Origin of the sequence: Rhodococcus sp. PvR099, assembly GCF_017833315.1 — a bacterium.
Classification (GTDB): domain Bacteria; phylum Actinomycetota; class Actinomycetes; order Mycobacteriales; family Mycobacteriaceae; genus Rhodococcus_G; species Rhodococcus_G oryzae.
This window is the reverse complement of the sequence record NZ_JAFIBV010000001.1, coordinates 1,751,314-1,770,378: the sequence shown is the minus strand read 5'-3', so window position 1 is coordinate 1,770,378 and position 19,065 is coordinate 1,751,314. Positions and strand designations below refer to the sequence as shown.

17 protein-coding genes are annotated in these 19,065 nt (G+C 70.9%); 10 read left to right on the top strand and 7 right to left on the bottom strand.

The window, feature by feature from the left end; genetic code table 11:
• Positions 1 to 7: 7 nt before the first annotated feature.
• From JOE46_RS08080 to JOE46_RS08055, 6 genes are all read right to left on the bottom strand, one after another.
• Entirely contained in the window at positions 8 to 406 is a 399-nt protein-coding gene (locus JOE46_RS08080; protein ID WP_097211533.1) for an ectoine synthase, read from the bottom strand.
• A gap of 13 nt (positions 407 to 419) precedes the next feature.
• On the bottom strand, positions 420 to 1,682 hold the full coding sequence (ectB, locus tag JOE46_RS08075) for a diaminobutyrate--2-oxoglutarate transaminase (RefSeq protein ID WP_097211407.1): 1,263 nt from the start codon (positions 1,680 to 1,682) through the stop codon (positions 420 to 422).
• The gene (ectA, locus tag JOE46_RS08070) at positions 1,679 to 2,215 is read right to left on the bottom strand and encodes a diaminobutyrate acetyltransferase (RefSeq protein ID WP_209926799.1); all 537 of its coding nucleotides are present in this window, start codon (positions 2,213 to 2,215) and stop codon (positions 1,679 to 1,681) included. The genes ectB and ectA overlap by 4 nt, the downstream gene beginning before the upstream one ends.
• A gap of 120 nt (positions 2,216 to 2,335) precedes the next feature.
• Complete coding sequence (locus tag JOE46_RS08065) at positions 2,336 to 4,444, bottom strand: DEAD/DEAH box helicase (protein WP_097211532.1); 2,109 nt, start codon at positions 4,442 to 4,444, stop codon at positions 2,336 to 2,338.
• Between the two features lie 34 nt (positions 4,445 to 4,478).
• Entirely contained in the window at positions 4,479 to 5,345 is an 867-nt protein-coding gene (locus tag JOE46_RS08060; RefSeq protein ID WP_097211405.1) for a ribokinase, read from the bottom strand.
• A 30-nt stretch (positions 5,346 to 5,375) separates the two neighbouring features.
• Positions 5,376 to 6,770 carry an amino acid permease gene (locus JOE46_RS08055; RefSeq protein WP_097211404.1) on the bottom strand — a complete coding sequence of 465 codons (1,395 nt, stop codon included), beginning with the start codon at positions 6,768 to 6,770 and terminating at the stop codon, positions 5,376 to 5,378.
• 72 nt (positions 6,771 to 6,842) lie between these two features.
• On the opposite strand from JOE46_RS08055, the gene JOE46_RS08050 reads away from it, so the two are divergent.
• The 8 genes from JOE46_RS08050 (at position 6,843) to JOE46_RS08015 (ending at position 14,095) form a co-directional block, all read left to right on the top strand.
• Entirely contained in the window at positions 6,843 to 8,150 is a 1,308-nt protein-coding gene (locus tag JOE46_RS08050) for a glutamate-5-semialdehyde dehydrogenase (protein WP_097211403.1), read from the top strand.
• A gap of 49 nt (positions 8,151 to 8,199) precedes the next feature.
• On the top strand, positions 8,200 to 9,078 hold the full coding sequence (locus tag JOE46_RS08045) for a MoxR family ATPase (protein ID WP_209926797.1): 879 nt from the start codon (positions 8,200 to 8,202) through the stop codon (positions 9,076 to 9,078).
• 29 nt (positions 9,079 to 9,107) lie between these two features.
• The gene (locus JOE46_RS08040) at positions 9,108 to 10,550 is read left to right on the top strand and encodes a VWA domain-containing protein (protein WP_097211402.1); all 1,443 of its coding nucleotides are present in this window, start codon (positions 9,108 to 9,110) and stop codon (positions 10,548 to 10,550) included.
• Between the two features lie 101 nt (positions 10,551 to 10,651).
• A complete protein-coding gene (nadD, locus tag JOE46_RS08035; protein ID WP_027499922.1) occupies positions 10,652 to 11,326 on the top strand; it encodes a nicotinate-nucleotide adenylyltransferase in 675 nt (224 codons plus the stop codon).
• On the top strand, positions 11,326 to 11,760 hold the full coding sequence (rsfS, locus tag JOE46_RS08030; protein ID WP_097211400.1) for a ribosome silencing factor: 435 nt from the start codon (positions 11,326 to 11,328) through the stop codon (positions 11,758 to 11,760). Before nadD ends, rsfS begins: the two co-directional genes overlap by 1 nt.
• Entirely contained in the window at positions 11,757 to 12,425 is a 669-nt protein-coding gene (locus JOE46_RS08025; RefSeq protein WP_097211399.1) for a histidine phosphatase family protein, read from the top strand. The genes rsfS and JOE46_RS08025 overlap by 4 nt, the downstream gene beginning before the upstream one ends.
• A complete protein-coding gene (gene octT, locus JOE46_RS08020) occupies positions 12,415 to 13,188 on the top strand; it encodes a diglucosylglycerate octanoyltransferase (RefSeq protein WP_077042071.1) in 774 nt (257 codons plus the stop codon). The genes JOE46_RS08025 and octT overlap by 11 nt, the downstream gene beginning before the upstream one ends.
• Positions 13,189 to 13,192: 4 nt before the next feature.
• Positions 13,193 to 14,095 (top strand): DegV family protein, encoded by a 903-nt coding sequence (locus JOE46_RS08015; RefSeq protein WP_209926795.1) that lies wholly within the window; start codon positions 13,193 to 13,195, stop codon positions 14,093 to 14,095.
• A gap of 28 nt (positions 14,096 to 14,123) precedes the next feature.
• Here the strand turns inward: JOE46_RS08015 and JOE46_RS08010 are convergent, their stop codons facing one another.
• Positions 14,124 to 15,593: a YncE family protein gene (locus JOE46_RS08010; RefSeq protein WP_209926793.1), complete on the bottom strand. Its 1,470-nt coding sequence runs from the start codon at positions 15,591 to 15,593 to the stop codon at positions 14,124 to 14,126.
• A 182-nt stretch (positions 15,594 to 15,775) separates the two neighbouring features.
• On the opposite strand from JOE46_RS08010, the gene JOE46_RS08005 reads away from it, so the two are divergent.
• Complete coding sequence (locus JOE46_RS08005; protein WP_209926792.1) at positions 15,776 to 16,651, top strand: ComEA family DNA-binding protein; 876 nt, start codon at positions 15,776 to 15,778, stop codon at positions 16,649 to 16,651.
• Entirely contained in the window at positions 16,652 to 19,009 is a 2,358-nt protein-coding gene (locus JOE46_RS08000) for a ComEC/Rec2 family competence protein (RefSeq protein ID WP_245220976.1), read from the top strand.
• The last annotated feature ends 56 nt before the right edge of the window (positions 19,010 to 19,065 follow it).

The following is a 19,065-nucleotide window of genomic DNA, read 5'->3' as shown; positions in this document are numbered from 1 at the left end:
CGCCTAACTAGCCGGGGATCTCGACCAACGGATAGACGCCGTTCTCGTCGTGGACTTCGCGACCGGTGACCGGGGGGTTGAACACGCACAGCATGCGCATCTCGGTGACCGGCTCCACGCGGTGCCGCTCGTGGCCGTCCAGCAGGTACATCGAGCCGGGGCCGAGCTGATGGACGACGCCGTTGTCCAGGTCGGTGAGAATGCCCTCGCCCTCGATCAGCCAGACCGCCTCGACGTGATGGGCGTAGTGGAACTCGTTGACGGATCCGGCCCGAATCGTGGTCTCGTGGAACGAGAATCCGACCCGGTCCGCGCCGAGCACGATGCGCTTGCTGCGCCAGTTCCCATCGGCGCTGGTGATGTCGCGCTCGGTGCCGGTGATCTCTTCGGTGGTACGGACGATCATCTTCGGTCCCTCCTCAGGCACAGACCTTGGCGGTGGCCTCGGCGAGAATGCTCAGGCCGTGGTCGAGTTCGGCGTCGGTGATCGTGAGCGGCGGCAGGAGCTTGACCACCTCGTCGGAGGGGCCGGACGTCTCGGCCAGCAGGCCCTCGTCGAACGCGAGCCCGCACACCTTGACCGCCTTGCCCGGATCGTCGAACACCAGGCCCTGGACCATGCCGCGGCCGCGGGTGCTGACCCCGTCGAACTGGTCCGACAGGTTCGCGAAGATCTGCGCGATGCGCTTGCCCTTCGCGGCGGTGGAACGCTCCAGGGTGTCGTCGGTCCAGTACTGCTCGATGGCGGCCGTCGCCGTCACGAAGGCGGGGTTGTTACCGCGGAAGGTGCCGTTGTGTTCGCCGGGCGCCCACACGTCGAGGTCGGGCCGCAGCAGCGTCAGTGCCATCGGCAGGCCGTAGCCGCTGATCGACTTGGACAGCGTGACGATGTCCGGCGTGATCCCCGCGATCTCGAAGGAGAAGAACGGACCGGTTCGCCCGCAGCCCATCTGGACGTCGTCGACGATGAGCAGGATGCCCCGGCTCCGGCAGAGTTCGGCGAGCGCACGCAGCCACTCGGGCCGCGCGACGTTCACCCCGCCCTCGCCCTGCACGGTCTCCACGATGACCGCGGCGGGACGGTTCAGCCCGCTGCCGGAATCGTCCAGCACCCGCTCGAACCAGTGGAAATCCTCGGTGGCACCGTCGAAATAGTTGTCGAAGGGCATCGGGGTGGCGTGTACCAGCGGAATCCCCGCACCCGCACGCTTCATCGAGTTGCCGGTGACCGACAGTGCGCCAAGGGTCATGCCGTGGAAGGCGTTGGTGAAGTTGATGATCGACTCTCGGCCGGTGACCTTCCTGGCCAGCTTGAGTGCCGCCTCGACGGTGTTTGCGCCGGTCGGGCCGGGGAACTGGACCTTGTAGTCGAGTCCGCGCGGTTCGAGGATGTACCGCTGGAAGGTCTCGAGGAACCGCCGCTTCGCGACGGTGGACATGTCGAGGCTGTGCGTGATGCCGTCGCCGAGGATGTAGTCGACGAGGGCCTGCTTGAGCTCGGGGTTGTTGTGGCCGTAGTTCAGCGCGCCTGCGCCCGCGAAGAAGTCCAGGTAGTCGCGGCCGTCCTCGGCGCGAATCCAGGAGCCGGAGGCGGAGCTGAACACGGTCGGCCAGCTGCGGCTGTAGCTGCGGACCTCGGACTCGAGGGTTTCGAAGATGCTGATGTCTTCCAGGGTGGTCATTGCTCTCCTCCTGTGGTGTCATCGCCGATGATGTAGAGCTCTTCGGATTCGTGCTGATCGGGGAAATGACTGTTGGTGAACAGTTCTCGATTGGTGATGTCGACGTACCGCATCCGTGCCACGGACGTGAACAGGGCTCGGGACGCGTCGTTGCCCGGACTGATCGTGGTCTCGAGCCTGGTGACGCCCTGGAGGGCGAGGTGATCGAGCAGGTCGTTCAGCATCGCCGCGGCGACTCCGCGGCCGCGCAGCGATTCGTCGACCGCCACCTGCCAGACGAAGACCGTCCGCGGGTCTTCCGGACGGACGAAACCGGTGACGAAACCGCCCACGCGGCCGTCCAGTTCCGCGACCACGGATGTGTCACGGAAGTCCCTGCACCACAACAGGTATGCATAGCTTGAGTTCAGATCGAGCACCTGCGAATCGCGGGCAATCTCCCACATGCGCACGGCGTCATCGATTTCGGGCTGCCTTGTCGTCACCGCTCCGGGAGCGGTGGTCGGGGTCGCACTCTTTGTAACGGGGCTCATCTGTCGAACGAACGTAACAATGGGGGCAACGGATTTCAGCTACCCCCGGCGATTCCGCATGCCCTGACCCGGCTCCCGCACTGGTGAGCCCGACTGTGTGAGCCTGGTCACACCAGGGGGTCAGCTGACGCTCGCCAGGGCAAACGGCAGGACGGCAGGGGCGCCCGCAGCGCGGAGTTCGCGGGCCGCCATCGTGAGCGTCCAGCCGGTGTCGGCGAGGTCGTCGAGCAGCAGGATCGGGCCGTCGGCGTCGCGGAGATCCGGGGCCAGCCAGGCCCCCGTCAGCCCGGCCACGCGGTAGGCGGAATTGGCAGCGGAGACCGGCGGACGCTCGGGGTTCCTGGTGAGAATGCCCAGGTTGCGGAGCCGCCCGACGGTTGCGAGCCGGTCGGCGAGTGAGGAGATCAACTGCGGGCGGGTCGCCGACTCGAGGGCCACCACCGCCGTCGGTCGCTGCTGCCAGTCCCATGCGGCGAGCACCTTGACGCAGGCGTCGACGATCGCGTCCGGCACCGGGCCGTCGGGCTCGTCGAACAGCGCGCGCAGGCGCTGGCCCCAGCCGAGGTCGGACAGGCGGCCGAGCACCCGGCCCGTCTCGGGTCCGTCGGTGATCTTTCCGGACAGCGGCACGCCCAGCTTGGCGAGGCCGGTCGGCCACTGCTTGCGCGGGGCCAGGTCGACGCCGGGCCGGTCCAGGCGTGCCCGCGCCCGCGCGATGGCCTCGTCGTCCACCTCGGCGGAGTGGGCGGGGCCGGCGCAGTTGTCGCAGCGCCCGCACGGCTGTGGGTCGGCGGACAGGCCGGGGTCGTCGAGTTGGCGGCGCAGGAACTCCATGCGGCACATGGGTGTTCGCTGGTACTCGACCATCGCCTGCTGCTCGGACTCGCGGGCCTGCTCGAGCCTGCCGTATCGCTCCGCGTCGTACTCCCACGGCTGTCCGGTGCTGATCCAACCGCCGCGGACCCGCTTGACGGCGCCGTCCACGTCCAGGACCTTGAGCACCATCTCCAGGCGGTTCCGGCTGAGTTCGACCAGCGGTTCGAGCGCCTGCGTGGACTGCGGGCGTTCGGGGTCGAGCACCTCGATCACCCTGCGCACCAGGTGCTCGCGTGGGAACGCGATGCTGGCGAAATAGCTCCAGATCTGCCGGTCCTCGAATCCGGGCAGCAGGACCACCTCGGCCCGATCCGTGGAGCGGCCGGCGCGGCCGACCTGCTGGTAGTAGGAGATGGGGGAGGAGGGTGCGCCGAGGTGAACGACGAACCCGAGGTCGGGCTTGTCGAATCCCATGCCCAGCGCCGACGTCGCGACCAGGGCCTTGACCCGGTTCTCGAGCAGGTCCGCCTCGAGGCTCTCGCGTTCGGCCGGGTCGGTCTGGCCGGTGTAGGCGGCCACCTCGTGACCCTGCTCGGAGAGCAGCCCGGCCAGGTCGCGGGCGGCCGACACCGTGAGGGTGTAGATGATGCCGGACCCGGGCAGCCGGTTCAGCTGCTGGCCGAGCCAGGCGGCGCGCTTGCTCGCCTCGTCGATGTGCACCACCGACAGCCGCAGCGACTCCCGCTCGAGGCCGCCGCGCAGCACCAGGGTCTCGGAGCCGCCGACGCCGAGCTGTGCGGACACGTCGGCAACCACCCGGTCGTTCGCGGTCGCGGTGGTGGCCAGCACCGGGATGCCCTCGCCCAGCTCACCGATCAGGGTGCGGATCCGTCGGTAGTCGGGACGGAAGTCGTGGCCCCAGTCGGAGACGCAGTGCGCCTCGTCGACCACGACAAGGCCGGCGTCCGCGGCCAGCGAGGGCAGCACCTGGTCGCGGAAGTCGGGATTGTTCAGCCGCTCCGGGCTGACCAGCAGCACGTCGACGGTCCCGTCGGCGATGGCGGCGTGGATCTCGTCCCATTCGGTGACGTTGCCGGAGTTGATCGTCGCGGCACGGACCCCGGCACGCTCGGCGGAGGCCACCTGGTTTCGCATCAGGGCCAGCAGCGGGGAGACGATCACGGTCGGCCCATGGCCCCGCGCCCGCAGCAGCTTGGCGGAGATGAAGTAGACGGCGGACTTGCCCCAGCCGGTCCGCTGCACCACCAGCGCACGCTTGCGCTGCACCACCAGCGCCTCGATCGCCGTCCACTGATCCTCGCGCAGCGTGGCGTCGGGACCGGCGAGTTCGCGCAGCAACCGTTCCGCGTCGGCGCGGAGATCGAGGGTGGCGGGCTCGGTGGCTGTCGTCATGGCTCCCATGGTGCCCGACGACCACGACATCAGGTCATTGCCGCCCGAGCGCGGCGTCGACCTCGGCGCGGGTCGGCGCCGAACCGGCCCCCGCCCTGGTGGTGGCGAGGGCTCCGGCGGCGCAGGCCCGAGCGAGCGCGACCTCCCGCCCGAGGTGCCAGGACGCGGCGAGGGTCCCGGCGAAGGCATCGCCCGCGCCGGTGGTGTCCACCACCTCGACGGCGGGCGGCTCGCTGCGCAGTCGCAGGCCGCCTGCACCGCGCAGGGTGGCGCCCCGTGCGCCGAGAGTCGTGACCACATCGGGCACCCGCGCCAGGGTCGCGGCGCCGAGTTGCGCGGCCTCGGTCTCGTTGACGACGAGCACGTCCACGCACGCCATCAGCTCGTCGGGGAGCTGCGCCGCAGGCGACGGGTTGAGGATCACGGTGGTCCCGTTCGCCCGGGCGTGCCGAGCGCCTGCGGTCACCGCGGCCAGCGGCAGCTCCAGCTGGGACAGCAGGAGGTCGGCGTCGGCGATCGCGCCGAGTTCGGCGTCCGTCGGTTCGCGCAGCGCGGCGTTGGCGCCGCTCACCACGACGATGGAGTTCTCGCCGGAGTCGTCGACCGAGATGACCGCGACCCCGCTCGGGCCCTCGGCCTCGCGCAGCAGGCTGGTGTCCACTCCCGCACCGACCAGCGCGGCCCTCAGCTCCGGCGCGAAGGCGTCGTCGCCGACGGCACCGAGGAAGCGCACCTCGGCACCCGCGCGGGCCGCGGCGATGGCCTGATTGGAGCCCTTGCCGCCCGGTCCGGTCGAGAAGCCGTGGCCGAGGACGGTCTCACCGGGCGCGGGCAGCCGCGGGGCGGTGGTGACCAGGTCCATGTTGATGCTGCCGAGGACGGTGATCCGGGGAGCGGACATGGGCCGAGGCTAGCCGGATTCCGCGGGGTCTCAGTTCGTGTCGGCGGGGACACGCGCGCGCAGCAGGGCGTATCCGCCGCACACGGCGGCCCCGAACACGACGCCGACGACCAGCGCGGTACGTCCCGCGGAGCTGAAGAAGAGCAGCACCACGACCATCGCCAGGAAGGCGAGGGCCAGCCAGTTGGTCACCGGCGCCCCCGGCAGGCGGTACTCCGCGGCAGGCAGCAGGCCCGCCCGGACCGCCGCCCGGAACTTGAGGTGGCAGACCAGGATGGTGCCCCACACGAAAATGATGCCGACCGTGGACACCGAGGTGATGTAGAGGAACGCGCGGTCGGGGGAGACGATGTTGACGATCACGCCGATCACCATCGCGCCCGCGGACAGCGTGATGCCCGCGAACGGGACCGAGCGCTTGCTGAGCGCGCCGAGCGCGGCAGGGGCCTCGTTGCGCTGCGACAGGCTGCGCAGCATCCGGCCGGTGGAATAGATGCCCGAGTTACACGAGGACAGCGCCGCCGTCAGCAGCACGAAGTTCATGATGCCCGCCGCGGCCGGAATGCCGATCTGCTGCAGGACCTCCACGAACGGGCTCACGCCCGCGTGGAAATCGCGCCAGCTCGCCACCGACATGATGACCACCAGCGAGCCGATGTAGAACAGGCCGATCCGGAATGGCAGGGTGTTGATGGCCTTGCGCAGGGTCGGCTTCGGGTCCTTCGCCTCGCCCGCGGTCACGCCGACGAGTTCGACGCCCACGTACGCGAACATCACGATCTGCAGGCTCATCAGCGCCGCGCCGAACCCGTTGGGGAACACCCCGCCGTCCGCCCACAGGTTGGTCACCGTCGGATTGGTGGCGTGCCCGAAGCCAAGGGTGAGCACGCCGATGCCGATCAGGATCATGCCCAGGATCGCGGTGATCTTGATGGCGGAGAACCAGAACTCGGCCTCGCCGAACAGCTTGACCGAGATCAGGTTGGCGCCGAACAGCACGACCAGCACCACCAGCGCCGTCAGCCAGGTCGGCACTGACGGCCACCAGAACTCGACGTACTTGCCTGCCACCGTGATCTCGGCCATGCAGGTGGCCACCCACACCGCCCAGTACGTCCAGCCGGTGACGAACCCGAAGAATCGGCCGAGGAACTCCTCCGCGTACTCGCCGAAGCTCCCCGAGACGGGGCGGTAGCTGAGCAGCTCACCGAGCGCCCGCATGATCACGAAGATCACCAGCCCCGCCGCGAGGTAGGCCAGGATCAGCGACGGTCCGGCTTCCTCGATCGCGCCGCCCGCGCCGTAGAACAGGCCGGTTCCGATGGCGCCGCCGAGGGCGATCATCTGGATGGTCCGGGAACTGAGCCCGCGGCTGTAGCCCTCGGACGGTTCCTCGGTGAGCACCTCGGTGTGGGTCTGGGTCATGAGAGCTCTATTTCCTCTGTTGACGACTTGGGCTGAACGATTATGCGCCGGGCCGGTCGTTACCCTGTACTCATGACCGCGGTGAGCAAGACGGTGGAGACGAACGGTGCTGCCAAGGGCGACGACGACGGGCGCGGGGACGCGGCCCGTGCGGCCGTCCACGAGGCGGCGCGCAACGCCCGTGTGGCGTCGCGGGTGCTGGCCCAGCTGACGACCGCGCAGAAGAACGCGGCCCTGAACGCGGCAGCCGATGCCGTGCTCGCCGCCACCGACGCGGTGCTCGCCGCCAACGCCCTCGACATCGAGGCCGCCAAGGCGACCGGCACCGAGGAGAGCCTGCTCGACCGGCTGCGCCTGACCGCCGACCGCGTCGGCGGAATCGCGGCCGGCCTGCGGCAGGTCGCCGGGCTCGCGGATCCGGTCGGTGAGGTTGTGCTCGGCGCGACCCTGCCCAACGGCCTGGAGATCCGTCAGGTGCGGGTGCCGCTCGGCGTGATCGGCATGGTGTACGAGGCCCGCCCCAACGTCACCGTCGACGCGTTCGGTCTCGCGCTCAAGTCCGGGAACGCGGCGCTGCTGCGCGGCTCCTCCTCCGCCGTGCACTCCAACGCCGCGCTCGTCGAGGTGCTGCGCGCCTCGCTCGCCGCGCAGGACTTGCCCGCCGACGCCGTGCAGTTGCTCTCCAGCGAGGACCGCTCCAGCGTGACCCACCTGATCCAGGCCCGCGGCCTGGTCGACGTCGTGATCCCGCGCGGCGGCGCGGGGCTGATCAACGCTGTCGTCCGTGACGCCACCGTGCCGACGATCGAGACGGGCGTCGGCAACTGCCACGTGTACGTGCACGCCGCGGCCGACCTCCCGATGGCCGTCAAGATCGTGCTGAACTCCAAGACCCGCCGCCCGAGCGTGTGCAACACCGCCGAGACCGTCCTCATCGACAAGGCCATCGCGGAGACCGCGCTGCCCGCGGTGACCCAGGCGCTGCAGTCGCAGGGCGTGATCATCCACGGGGACCTGCCCGGACAGGTGCCCGCCACCGAGGCCGACTGGGCCGAGGAGTACCTCTCGCTCGACGTGGCGCTCAAGGTGGTCGACGGGATCGACGACGCGATCGACCACATCAACCGCTACGGCACCGGTCACACCGAGGCCATCGTGACCGCGGATCTGGCCGCGGCCCGCGAGTTCACCGCCCGGGTCGACGCCGCCGCCGTGATGGTCAACGCCTCCACCGCGTTCACCGACGGCGAGCAGTTCGGGTTCGGCGCGGAGATCGGCATCTCCACACAGAAGCTGCACGCTCGCGGTCCGATGGGCCTGCCCGAGCTGACCTCCACCAAGTGGACCGTCTGGGGCGACGGGCACACCCGACCGGTGTAGTCGCAGGCTCCGCAGGACTGACAGACCCCGACAAGCACAAGGAGCGAGTGTGGACCGCGCACTTCCGACGACGCCGCCGATCTTCGCGAGCGTCGATGAGGTGATCACCGGGCTCGCCGAGACCGGGTACCTCTCCGACAAGGCCACCGCCACGGCGGTGTTCCTCGCCGACCGGCTCGGCAAGCCGCTGCTCATCGAGGGGCCCGCAGGCGTCGGCAAGACCGAGCTGGCCCGGGCCGTCGCGCAGGTCTCGGACGCGGAACTGGTGCGCCTGCAGTGCTACGAGGGGGTCGACGAGTCCCGCGCGCTGTACGAGTGGAACCACGCCAAGCAGATCCTGCGCATCCAGGCGGGCAGCGACAACTGGGACTCGACCAAGCAGGACGTGTTCTCCGAGGAGTTCCTGCTGCCGCGTCCGCTGCTCACCGCGATCCGCCGCGAGGACCCGACGGTGCTGCTCATCGACGAGGTCGACAAGGCGGACGTCGAGATCGAGGGCCTGCTGCTCGAGGTGCTCAGCGACTTCGCGGTCACCGTCCCCGAGCTGGGCACCATCGTCGCCACCCGCAAGCCGTTCGCGGTGCTGACCTCGAACGCGACCCGCGAGCTGTCGGAGGCGCTCAAGCGCCGCTGCCTGTTCCTGCACCTCGACTTCCCGGACGCGGACCTCGAGCGGCGCATCCTCGCCAGCCGCGTTCCCGAGTTGCCCGAGGCGATGGCCGAGCAGCTCGTGCGGACCATCAGGGTGTTGCGCGGCATGCAGCTCAAGAAGCTGCCCTCGGTCGCCGAGACCATCGACTGGGGCCGCACGCTGCTGGCGCTGGGCATGGACACGCTCGACGACGATGCGGTCCGCGCCACGATGGGCGTCATCCTCAAGCACCAGTCCGATCAGCAGCGGGCGGCGTCCGAGCTCCGGCTGAACTAGCTCGCCGCAACCGAGAGGACGGAACCGATATGGCCGCAACGCCCCACACGCCCGGTGCCCTCGCGTCGCCGCACGGGCTGCCCGGCCACCTCGTGGACTTCGTCGAGGCGCTGCGTAAGCGGGGGATCGCGGTCGGGCCCTCGGAAACCGTCGACGCCGGTCGGGTGATGGCCGTGCTCGACCTGCTGGACCGGGAGTCACTGCGCGAGGGCCTGGCCTGTTCGCTGCTGCGCAGGCCCACCCACCGCGCGACCTTCGACGCGCTGTTCGACCTCTGGTTCCCCGCAGGGGTGGGACTGCGCGCGGACGGCGGCGCCGAGGTGTCGATCCCGCGCACCCCCGAGGGCCTGGTGGACTTCGACGCCCTGCGGGAGCTGATCGCCGGACTGCTCGCCGACGGATCGCCCGAGTCGCTTGCGCTCACCGAGCTGCTCACCGGGCAACTCGTCGAGGAGCTCGGCAAGTACGAGTCCTCCAAGGGACCGTCCTTCTCCGCCTACCAGGCGCTGCGCGATGTGGCACCGGAGACGCTGCTCGCCCGGATCCTCGACGGACTGATCGGCAACAGCGTGGACGGCGAGCACCCGGACGGCGACTACGCCACCGAGGTCGCACGCCGGACCGCCGCGCAGCGGATCGCGGACTTCCGCAAGATGGTCGAGGTGGAGACGCGGCGCCGGTCCGCCGAACAACTCGGCAAGGACCGGGTGGCGACCTACGGTGTGCCCCGGCTCGCCGAGGAGGTCGACTTCCTGCGGGCCTCGGACACCGAGCTCGTGGCGCTGCGACGCAGCGTGAGCCCCCTGGCGCGCAAGCTCGCGAGCCGGCTCGCGGCCAGGCGCAAGCGCAGCAGGGCTGGCGCCATCGACCTGCGCAAGACGCTGCGCAAGTCGATGTCGACCGGCGGGGTGCCGATCGACCTCGTGCAGCGCAAGCCGCGGCCTGCCCGACCGGAGCTGGTGGTGCTGTGCGACGTCTCCGGCTCGGTGGCGGGCTTCAGCAACTTCACCCTGCTGCTCGTGCACGCCCTGCGGGAGCAGTTCTCCCGGGTGCGGGTCTTCGCGTTCATCGACACCACCGACGAGGTGACCCGGTTCTTCGACGCGGGCGCCGACCTCGGCGCGGCGATGTCGCGGATGATCCGCGAGGCGGACCTGATCACCTACGACGGCCACTCCGACTACGGCAATGCGCTCGGTGTCTTCGCCGAACGCTTCGCGCACAGTCTGACCAGTAAGAGCTCGCTGCTGATCCTCGGCGACGCGCGCAACAACTACCGCGACCCGAACATCGCCGCGCTCACCCACCTCGCCGCGGTCGCCAAGCACACACACTGGCTCAACCCGGAGCCGCGCGGGCAGTGGGGTAGTGGCGACTCCGCGGCCTTCGTCTACGCGGACACGGTGACCATGCACGAGTGCCGGTCGGCGCAGCAGCTCGCCGCGGTGGTCGAGGGTCTGCTCCCGGTGTGACGGCGCACGGTCGGGCCGCGCCACGGCAGCCAGTAAGCTCGACAACCGTGCAGCAGGAACCAGGAGCAACCCCCAGGCGGCGACCGCGTCGCCTCGGGGTGATGGGCGGCACCTTCGACCCGATCCACCACGGCCACCTGGTCGCGGCCAGCGAGGTCGCGGACCGGTTCGCGCTCGACGAGGTGATCTTCGTGCCGACCGGGCAGCCGTGGCAGAAGGCCGCGCGCACCGTCAGCCCGGCCGAGGACCGCTACCTGATGACCGTGATCGCGACGGCCTCGAACCCGAGCTTCTCGGTCAGCCGGGTGGACGTGGACCGCGAGAAGGCCACCTACACCGTGGACACCCTCCGCGATCTGCACCGCCAGCATCCCGATGCCGAACTGTTCTTCATCACCGGCGCGGACGCGCTGGAGAGCATCCTGTCCTGGCAGGACTGGGAGGAACTGTTCGAACTCGCGAAGTTCGTCGGCGTGAGCCGCCCGGGCTTCGAGCTCGGCGTCGGGCACCTGGCCGAACACCTCGAGGGCCTGCCGGAGGACGCGGTCACACTGATCGAGGTCCCCGCCCTGGCGATCTCCTCGACCGAGTGCCGGCTCCGGGCCGCCGAAAACCGTCCCGTCTGGTACCTCGTGCCGGACGGCGTCGTGCAGTACATCTCGAAACGCAATCTGTACCGACCGCACGATTCCGAGCGCCTCGACGGCGCCGTCACCGTGTCGCAACCGGCACCGCACAAGATCAGTACCCATCCGCAGAACCGGGAGAACACGTAGTGAGCGCATCCGCCGAAGCCCTTGAAATGTCGCGAATCGCGGCGCTGGCAGCAGACGAGAAACTGGCGAGCGATGTGGTGGTGCTCGACGTCTCCGAGCAGCTCGTCATCACCGACTGCTTCGTCATCGCGTCAGCGGCGAACGAGCGTCAGGTCAACGCCATCGTCGACAACGTCGAGGAGAAGCTGCGCGAGGCCGGTCACAAGCCGGTCCGTAAGGAGGGCACCCGCGAGGGTCGCTGGGCGCTGCTCGACTATGTCGACATGGTCGTCCATGTCCAGCACGACGAGGAGCGGAACTTCTACGCGCTCGAGCGGCTGTGGAAGGACTGCCCGGTCGTCCCGGTCGACGGCATCGAGCCGCGGTCGAAGATCGCAGGCACCCCCGCGGACGAGGCCGTGGAGTCCCCCGACTACCCGGAGTCCGCTCAGTGACCGAAAGCCCCACCACCGGCCCGACCGTCCGGCGCTTGATCCTGCTCCGGCACGGCCAGACCGAGTACAACGCGGGCGACCGGATGCAGGGTCAGCTCGACACCGATCTCTCGGAACTCGGCCGGGTCCAGGCGAAGTCGGCGGCCAGGGTGCTGGCCGAGCGGCGTCCGATCGCGATCGTCTCCTCTGACCTGCGGCGGGCCCGCGACACGGCCACCGCGTTGGGCGAGCACGCCGGCCTCGAGATCGGACTCGACGAGCGGCTGCGCGAGACCCATCTCGGCCAGTGGCAGGGGCTGACCCACACCCAGGTCGACGAGCGTGACCCGGGTGCCCGGCTGGCCTGGCGCGCCGACGCCCGGTGGGCCCCGCCCGGCGGCGAGAGCCGGATCGACGTGGCCAGGCGCGCGACACCGGTCGTGACCGAACTGGTTGCCCGGCAGGAGAGCTGGGGCGACGAACCGATCGTGCTGGTGGCGCACGGCGGGCTGATCGCCGCTCTCACGGCCGCGCTGCTGGATCTGCCCGTCGACCGGTGGGCGGTGTTCGGAGGCCTGGGCAACACCAGCTGGGTGCAGCTGAGTGGCCACGGGGACCCGGACGCGCCGAGCTGGCGCCTGGACGTGTGGAACGCCTCGGCGACGGTGGCCAGCGATGTCCTCTGAGCTCGCGGTCGAACCGCCCGTCGAACCCGGCCGCCCCGTCCTGTTGGTGCTGGCCGATTCGCTGTCCTACTTCGGGCCGAAGGGCGGGCTGCCCGCCGACCATCCGCGGATCTGGCCGAACATCGTTGCCGCCGAGCTCGGTTGGGACGTCGAACTGGTCGCCCGAATCGGCTGGACCAGCCGCGATGCCTACTGGGCGCTGATCCAGGACCCGCGGGTGTGGGCCACCGTGCCGCGCGCCGGGGCCGTTGTCTTCGCCGTCGGCGGCATGGATTCGCTGCCCTCGCCGCTGCCCACCGCGCTGCGTGAGCAGATCCGCTACGTGCGGCCGCCCGCGCTGCGGCGCGTGGTGCGGTCCGCCTACGGCTGGCTGCAGCCGCGGCTGTCGCCGCTCGGCTGGCCGGTCGCGCTGCCCCCGAAACTGAGCGTCGAGTATCTCGAGAGTGCAAGGAACGCATTGGAATACATGCGACCCGAGCTCCCGGTGATCGGCACCCTGCCGTCCGTCCACGACTGCGAGGCCTACGGCAAGGTGCATTCGGGTCGGCCCGGCGCGGTCCGCGCGCTCGAGCAGTGGGGTGCGGAGAAGAACGTGCCGCTGGTCGACCTCGCCGAGGCAGTCCGCGAGAACGTCTTCTCGGAGCACGGCAATCCCGATGGCATCCACTGGGGCTGGGAGGGGCACGAGCGGGTCGCCGCGGCCATGCTGAGCGCGATCCGCGCGGCGGTTCCCGGCCGGGAACCGCTGGAGGGCATACGGTAACGCTGTGCCCGTCGTCGTCGTCACCGATTCCTCGGCCTGTATCGCTCCCGAAGTGGCGCAGCGGTACGGGATTCGCGTCGTGCCCCTGCATGTCCTCGTCGGCGGCAGCGATGTGCGGGAGGGTGTCGACGAGATGCCTCAACCGCTCCCGCAGGGCGCCACGATCACCACGTCCGGGGCCTCGCCGGGCGAGCTGACCGAGGCGTATTCGCGGGCACTGGACGAGAGCGCGGGCGACGGCGTGCTCGCCGTGCACATCTCGCGCCAGCTCTCCGGCACCTGGGAAGCCGGACGGCAGGCCGCGGAGGGATTCGGCGGCAGCGTGCGCATCGTCGATTCGCAGTCCACGGCAATGGGATTGGGCTACCCGGCGTTGGCTGCAGCCCGGGTGGCGAAGGCGGGGGGCGACCTGCGGGCGGTCTATGAACGCGCCGTGGACGTCGCGAACCGTGGCCGGCTGCTGATCATGGTCGACCGGCTCGATCACCTGCGCAGGGGCGGCCGGATCGGCACCGCCGCGGCGTTGCTCGGCACCGCGCTGGCCATGAAGCCGGTGCTGCACATGGTGGACGGCAAGCTGGTGCTCAAGGAGAAGACACGCACCGCGACCAAGGCGCTCGCCAAGATCATCGAGAGCGCGGCCGACTATGCGGGGCACGGCCCCGCCGCGGTGGCCGTGCACCACCTGCAGGCGCCGGAGCGGGCCGAGGAGGTCGCGGAGGCGCTTCGGGAACGGATCCCGTCGATCAGCGAGATGGTGGTCTCGGAGATCGGCGCGGTGATCGGCACGCACGTCGGCCCCGGTGCCATCGGTGTGCTGGTCTGCCCCGGCGGAGCGGACGCCGAGAACATGACGGCGGAGCCCGCCGGCCAGGGCGAGAGCACTCATCCCCAGCCCGAGAACTGACTCACAGCGTTGCCCCTCATGGTCCCGTTCAGCCGTCACTGGGTCTGACGATGACCGAGTTGATGTCGTAGACGCCGAAGAACTGGACGAAGGCCAGCGCCTGCGGCTTGTCTCCGTTCTGGTCGGTGGTGAACGACATCAGTGGGTTCTGCAGACCTGCATGTGTGGCGTACACGGTGTAGCGGGTGTCGGCGGTCATCCCGCGTCCAGAGAACTGCACCATGTCCACACCGTCGACGGCCCGCACGATGAGAGCGCTCGAGCCCGGACCCACCAGAGCCGAGGTGACGCTCTGGACCGGAAGGTTCAGGCCTTGCCGGGTCAGGTTGGCCGTCCCCGGCCCATCGGGCACCGCGCCGGCGACGTACACCACCGCCTGACCTTCCTGTCCCGTCCGCAGGGTCGTGGCGATCGCGCGGGTGGCGGTGTCGATGACGTCGACGCTGTCAGAGCCCTCGTTGACGACGTAGACACGGGTGTTGTCGGGGCTGGGCCAGATGCCGTGCGGTTCGACACCGGAGGACGGAATGGACCCGACCTGGGTGGGTGGCCCATCAGGGTGACGCTGGTAGATCTTGGTTTCGTCGGTACCACCCACGGTGAGGTAGACGAGCTCCGCTTCAGGTGTGGTCACGAATCCCGGGTGGTTGGTGTTCGGCCCGGAATCGAGGACCGCGCTGACAGCGCCGGTGGTCAGGTCGATGACGCTGACCTTGCCGGCCTTCTTGTGCGCGGCCCACAGCTCCTTGCCGTCGGGTGAGAGGGCCATGTCGGAGGAGAAGGGGTCGGTGAGCCCTGCGATTTGCTGCACGACTTCACGCGAGGCGACGTCGATGACGTCGATCGTCGCCGCGCGTGAGTGGTTGACGTAGGCACGACTCCCGTCGGGGCTGAACAACACCTTCGACGGGCCCGACTCCGTGCTGATCTGTCCGATGACCCCGCCCTGTAACGCATCCACGATGTCGAGCTGGGACAGTGCCCGGTCCGCGACCCAGACGGTGTGGCCGTCCGGGCTGAAGAATCCCTCATGGGAGGAACGGCCAACGGTGGTCTGCGACACGATGCTGTTGTCGGCCGTGCGGATCACGGTGACGGTGTTGGACGTGACGCTGACCGCGTCGAGGAATTGGCCGTCCCGGGAGAATCCGAGACCGTGCACGTCGACATTGCGCAGGTATTGCGGACCCAGGATGTCGCCGAGCCGCTGTGCCCCGAGCGCTATCGTCCCCAGGACCTCGTCGGCCGCGGGGTTGATCACCGTCACCGTGTTCGAGGTCTGGTCCCCGGTGTAGACCCGGTCACTCGGCGAGATGGGCTGCGCCCCTGGCAGCGCAGGCGCCTGTTCCAACCGCGCCATCGGTGTTCCCGGGGTGGGGCTGCTGGACTGAGCGCCCTGCACGCCGCCGTCGCCGTCGCAAGCCGACAACAGCGCCAACGCGGCGCCGGCGACCACCGCGATTCCTGCACGCCAGACGATGCCACGATGCGTGCTCACGTCAGTCCTCCACTCGGTCGGTCGGCCCCCTGGGCTTCGGTACCTCCTGGCACTGTCACGTTGATTGAGAAGTTTAGCCCTGCGGTTGGTTTCATCCCCAGCCCGAGAACTGATCCACAGCAGGCTCGAACTCGGGGTCTGCTCGCCCGATCCGGGCGGATCGCGGTCCTAGCGTCGCTGTCATGCGCAGCACCGACGAGACCCGGGACCGGATCAGGCAACGACTCGAGGCGATCGCTGCCGGGGGCCGGGTCGACAAGCCCGCCCCGTCGTGGGACCGCGTTGATCAGGCGGAATCCGGGCCGGACCCCGGTGACGGCGATCCGGGTCTGCGCGCTCCCGAGTGGCTGACCGACCAGGCGGCCCCGGCGCGCTCGCGGCTGGCGCCCGGCCGCCGCGGAGTGGTGGCGTTGGCGGCGGTCGCGCTCGTCGCGGCGGTGATCGGGGTGGTGTTCGCCTGGCGGGACCGGCCCGTGGCGCAGGCGGTCCAACCGGTGACCGTCGTGTCCACCGACTCCCCTGGTCAGCCAGGGGACGCACCAACGCCCGCACCGGCGCCCGCGGATCCGGTGGCCGCGTCACCGCCCGCCGAGCTGGTGATCAGCGTCGTCGGACTGGTACGGACCGCGGGCCTGGTGCACCTGCCTGCGGGGGCCCGGATCGCGGACGCGCTGGCGGCGGCGGGCGGGGCCAGGGAAGGCGCCGACCTGCTGGGGCTGAACCTGGCGCAGCGGCTCAACGACGGGGACCAGATCCTGGTGGGGCTGGCGCCCCGCGACGGGGCGCCCGTCGCGGTGGGCAGCGCCACCATCGGGGCGGGCCCGGCCGCTGCGGGCCCGGCCCGTCCGCCCGACCCGGCGGCGCCAGGCCGGGTGAACCTCAACACGGCGTCCGAGGCGGAGCTGGACGGACTGCCGGGGGTGGGCCCGGTCACGGCGGCGGCCATCGCCGCGTGGCGGCAGGCCAACGGGCGGTTCACCGACATCGAACAGCTCGGCGAGGTGGACGGGATCGGGCCTGCCCGGCTGGAGAAGCTGCGCGCGCTGGTGACCGTGTAGATGACGATGTCAGGTGCCCCGGTCCCCGACGGGCGAGTGCTCGACCTCCGGCTGCTGCCGTCGGCGGGAATGTGCTGGGGCGCAACGCTGGTCGGGATCGAGCTGGGATGGCGGGCCGCGCTGTGGACGGCGGTCGGAGCGCTGGCCGCGGCGGCGACCGCCGTGGTCGTCGCGGTCGCGGGCACCCGCCGAGCCTTGGCGGGCGTGCTGATCGCGGCGCTGCTGATCGGAGCCGGCTTCGCGGTCGCCGTCGCGGCCCGCGAGCGGGCGGTTGCCGAGCACCCGCTGACCGCGGTCGCCTCGCGGGGAGGGCACGTGAGCCTCACCGTCGTGCCGGTGGACGACCCGCGGCGCGTTCGCTCCCCGGCAGGCGACACGGTGATGGTCCGGGCGTCGCTTCGATCGATCGACGCGCGGGGTCCGGGGGCGGGCGGATACGCCGTCGGCGGTTCCGTGGTGGTCTTCGCGCCCGCCGACGGCTGGCAGGAGCTGCTGCCCGGGCTGCGGGTGAGCCTGCGGGGCAAGGTGAGCCGCCCGATCCGCCGCGACCTCACGGTGGCGACGATCCGCGTGACGGGGGCGCCGCTTCGGGTCGAACCGGCGCCGCGGACGCAGCGGGCGGCGGGCGCGGTCCGGGACCGCTTCGCCGCGGCCGCGCGATCGGCGTTGCCGTCCGAGGCGGCCGGGCTGTTGCCGGGGCTGGTGGTGGGGGACACCTCCGGGCTGCCTGGCGCGGTGCGGGACGACTTCACCGCTGCCGGGCTGTCCCACCTGACCGCGGTCTCCGGGGCGAACATCTCGATCCTGATCGGCGCCGTCCTGCTGCTCATGCGGGCGTTGGCTCTGGGTCCGCGCACGTCGGCGGTGCTGGCGGCGGCGGCGTTGGCGGCCTTCGTGATCCTGGCCCGGCCGTCGCCGAGCGTGCTCCGGGCCGCGGTGATGGGCTCGATCGGGCTGCTCGCCCTGATGACCGGCAGGCGCAAACAGGCGATGCCCGCGCTCGGGGCGGCCGTGATCGTGCTGCTGGCCCTGTTTCCCACGCTGGCCGTCGATTTCGGGTTCGCCCTGTCCGTCGCGGCGACCGCGGCGCTGGTGCTGCTGGCGCCCGGGTGGACGCGGTGGCTGCGGGCGCGGGGCTGGCCGCGGGCGCTGGCCGAGGCGGTGGCGGTGGCCACCGCCGCGTACGTCGCGACGGTGCCGATCGTCGCAGCGATGTCCGGGACGCTCAGCACGGTGGCGGTCGCCGCCAACGTCGCGGTGGCCCCGGTGATCGCGCCGGTCACCGTGATCGGCGCGATCGGGGCCGCGGGTGCGGCGGTGTGGCTCCCGCTCGGCGGCCTGATCGTGCGGGCGACCGGGCCGCCGCTGTGGTGGTTGCTGCGGGTCGCCGAGTGGGCCGCGGGTGCGCCCGGCGCCACGGTCGCGGTTCCCGCCGGGCTCGCCGGCGCCGCGGTGATGGCGGGGATCGCGGCGGGTCTGCTGCTCGCGATCCGATCTCGGTGGCTGCGGCGGGTGCTCGCGGCCGCGGTGCTGGGGCTGGCGCTGGTGTGGGTGCCTGCCCGAGTCCTGTGGCCGGGCTGGCCGTTGCGGGACTGGGTGTTGGTGGCCTGCGACGTCGGGCAGGGCGACGCGGTGGTGCTGGCCGCGGGGGACGGCGCCGCGGTGGTGATAGACGCCGGTCCGGAACCGCGACTCGTGGACGGCTGCCTCGACAGGCTGGGCGTGCGGACGGTCGCGGCGGTGGTGCTGACGCATCTGCACGCCGACCACATCGACGGCCTGCCCGGGGTGTTGCGGGGGCGCCGGGTCGGTGCCGTGGTGCTCGGCCCGATGCACCAGCCGGAGAGGGGTTTTCGCCAGGTGAGCACGCAGGCCGCGGCCTCCGGCGTGGCGATCAGGGAGGCGAGGGCGGGGCAGCAGCTGCGGCTGGGGGCACTGACGTTCCGGGTCCTCGGGCCGACGCTGCCGGTGCCCCGCAGCCCGGCCGCGGGAGCGGAGATGGCGAACGAACAATCTCTGGTGCTGTCGGTGGACACCATCGCGGGACGGATCCTGCTCACCGGGGACGTCGAGGCGGAGGGGCAGCGGGACCTGCTGCGGGATCGGGTGCCGGTGGCCGCGGACATTCTCAAGCTGCCGCACCACGGCTCGCGGACCACCACCGAGGAGTTCCTGCGGGCGGTCGGGGCCAGCCTGGTCGTGGTCTCGGTCGGGCAGGGCAACACCTTCGGCCACCCCAACCCCGGCATCTTGCGTGCCCTGCAGGAGATGGGCGCCACCGTCGCCCGGACCGACCGGGGTGGCGACGTCGCGGTGGGCAGATCCGGCGGCGGGGCGATCTCCGTCGGACGACCCTGATGACCCGGCGTGCGTCGGTACGGCTCCCTCCGCGCGGTGTCGGCGCATCGTGGGAC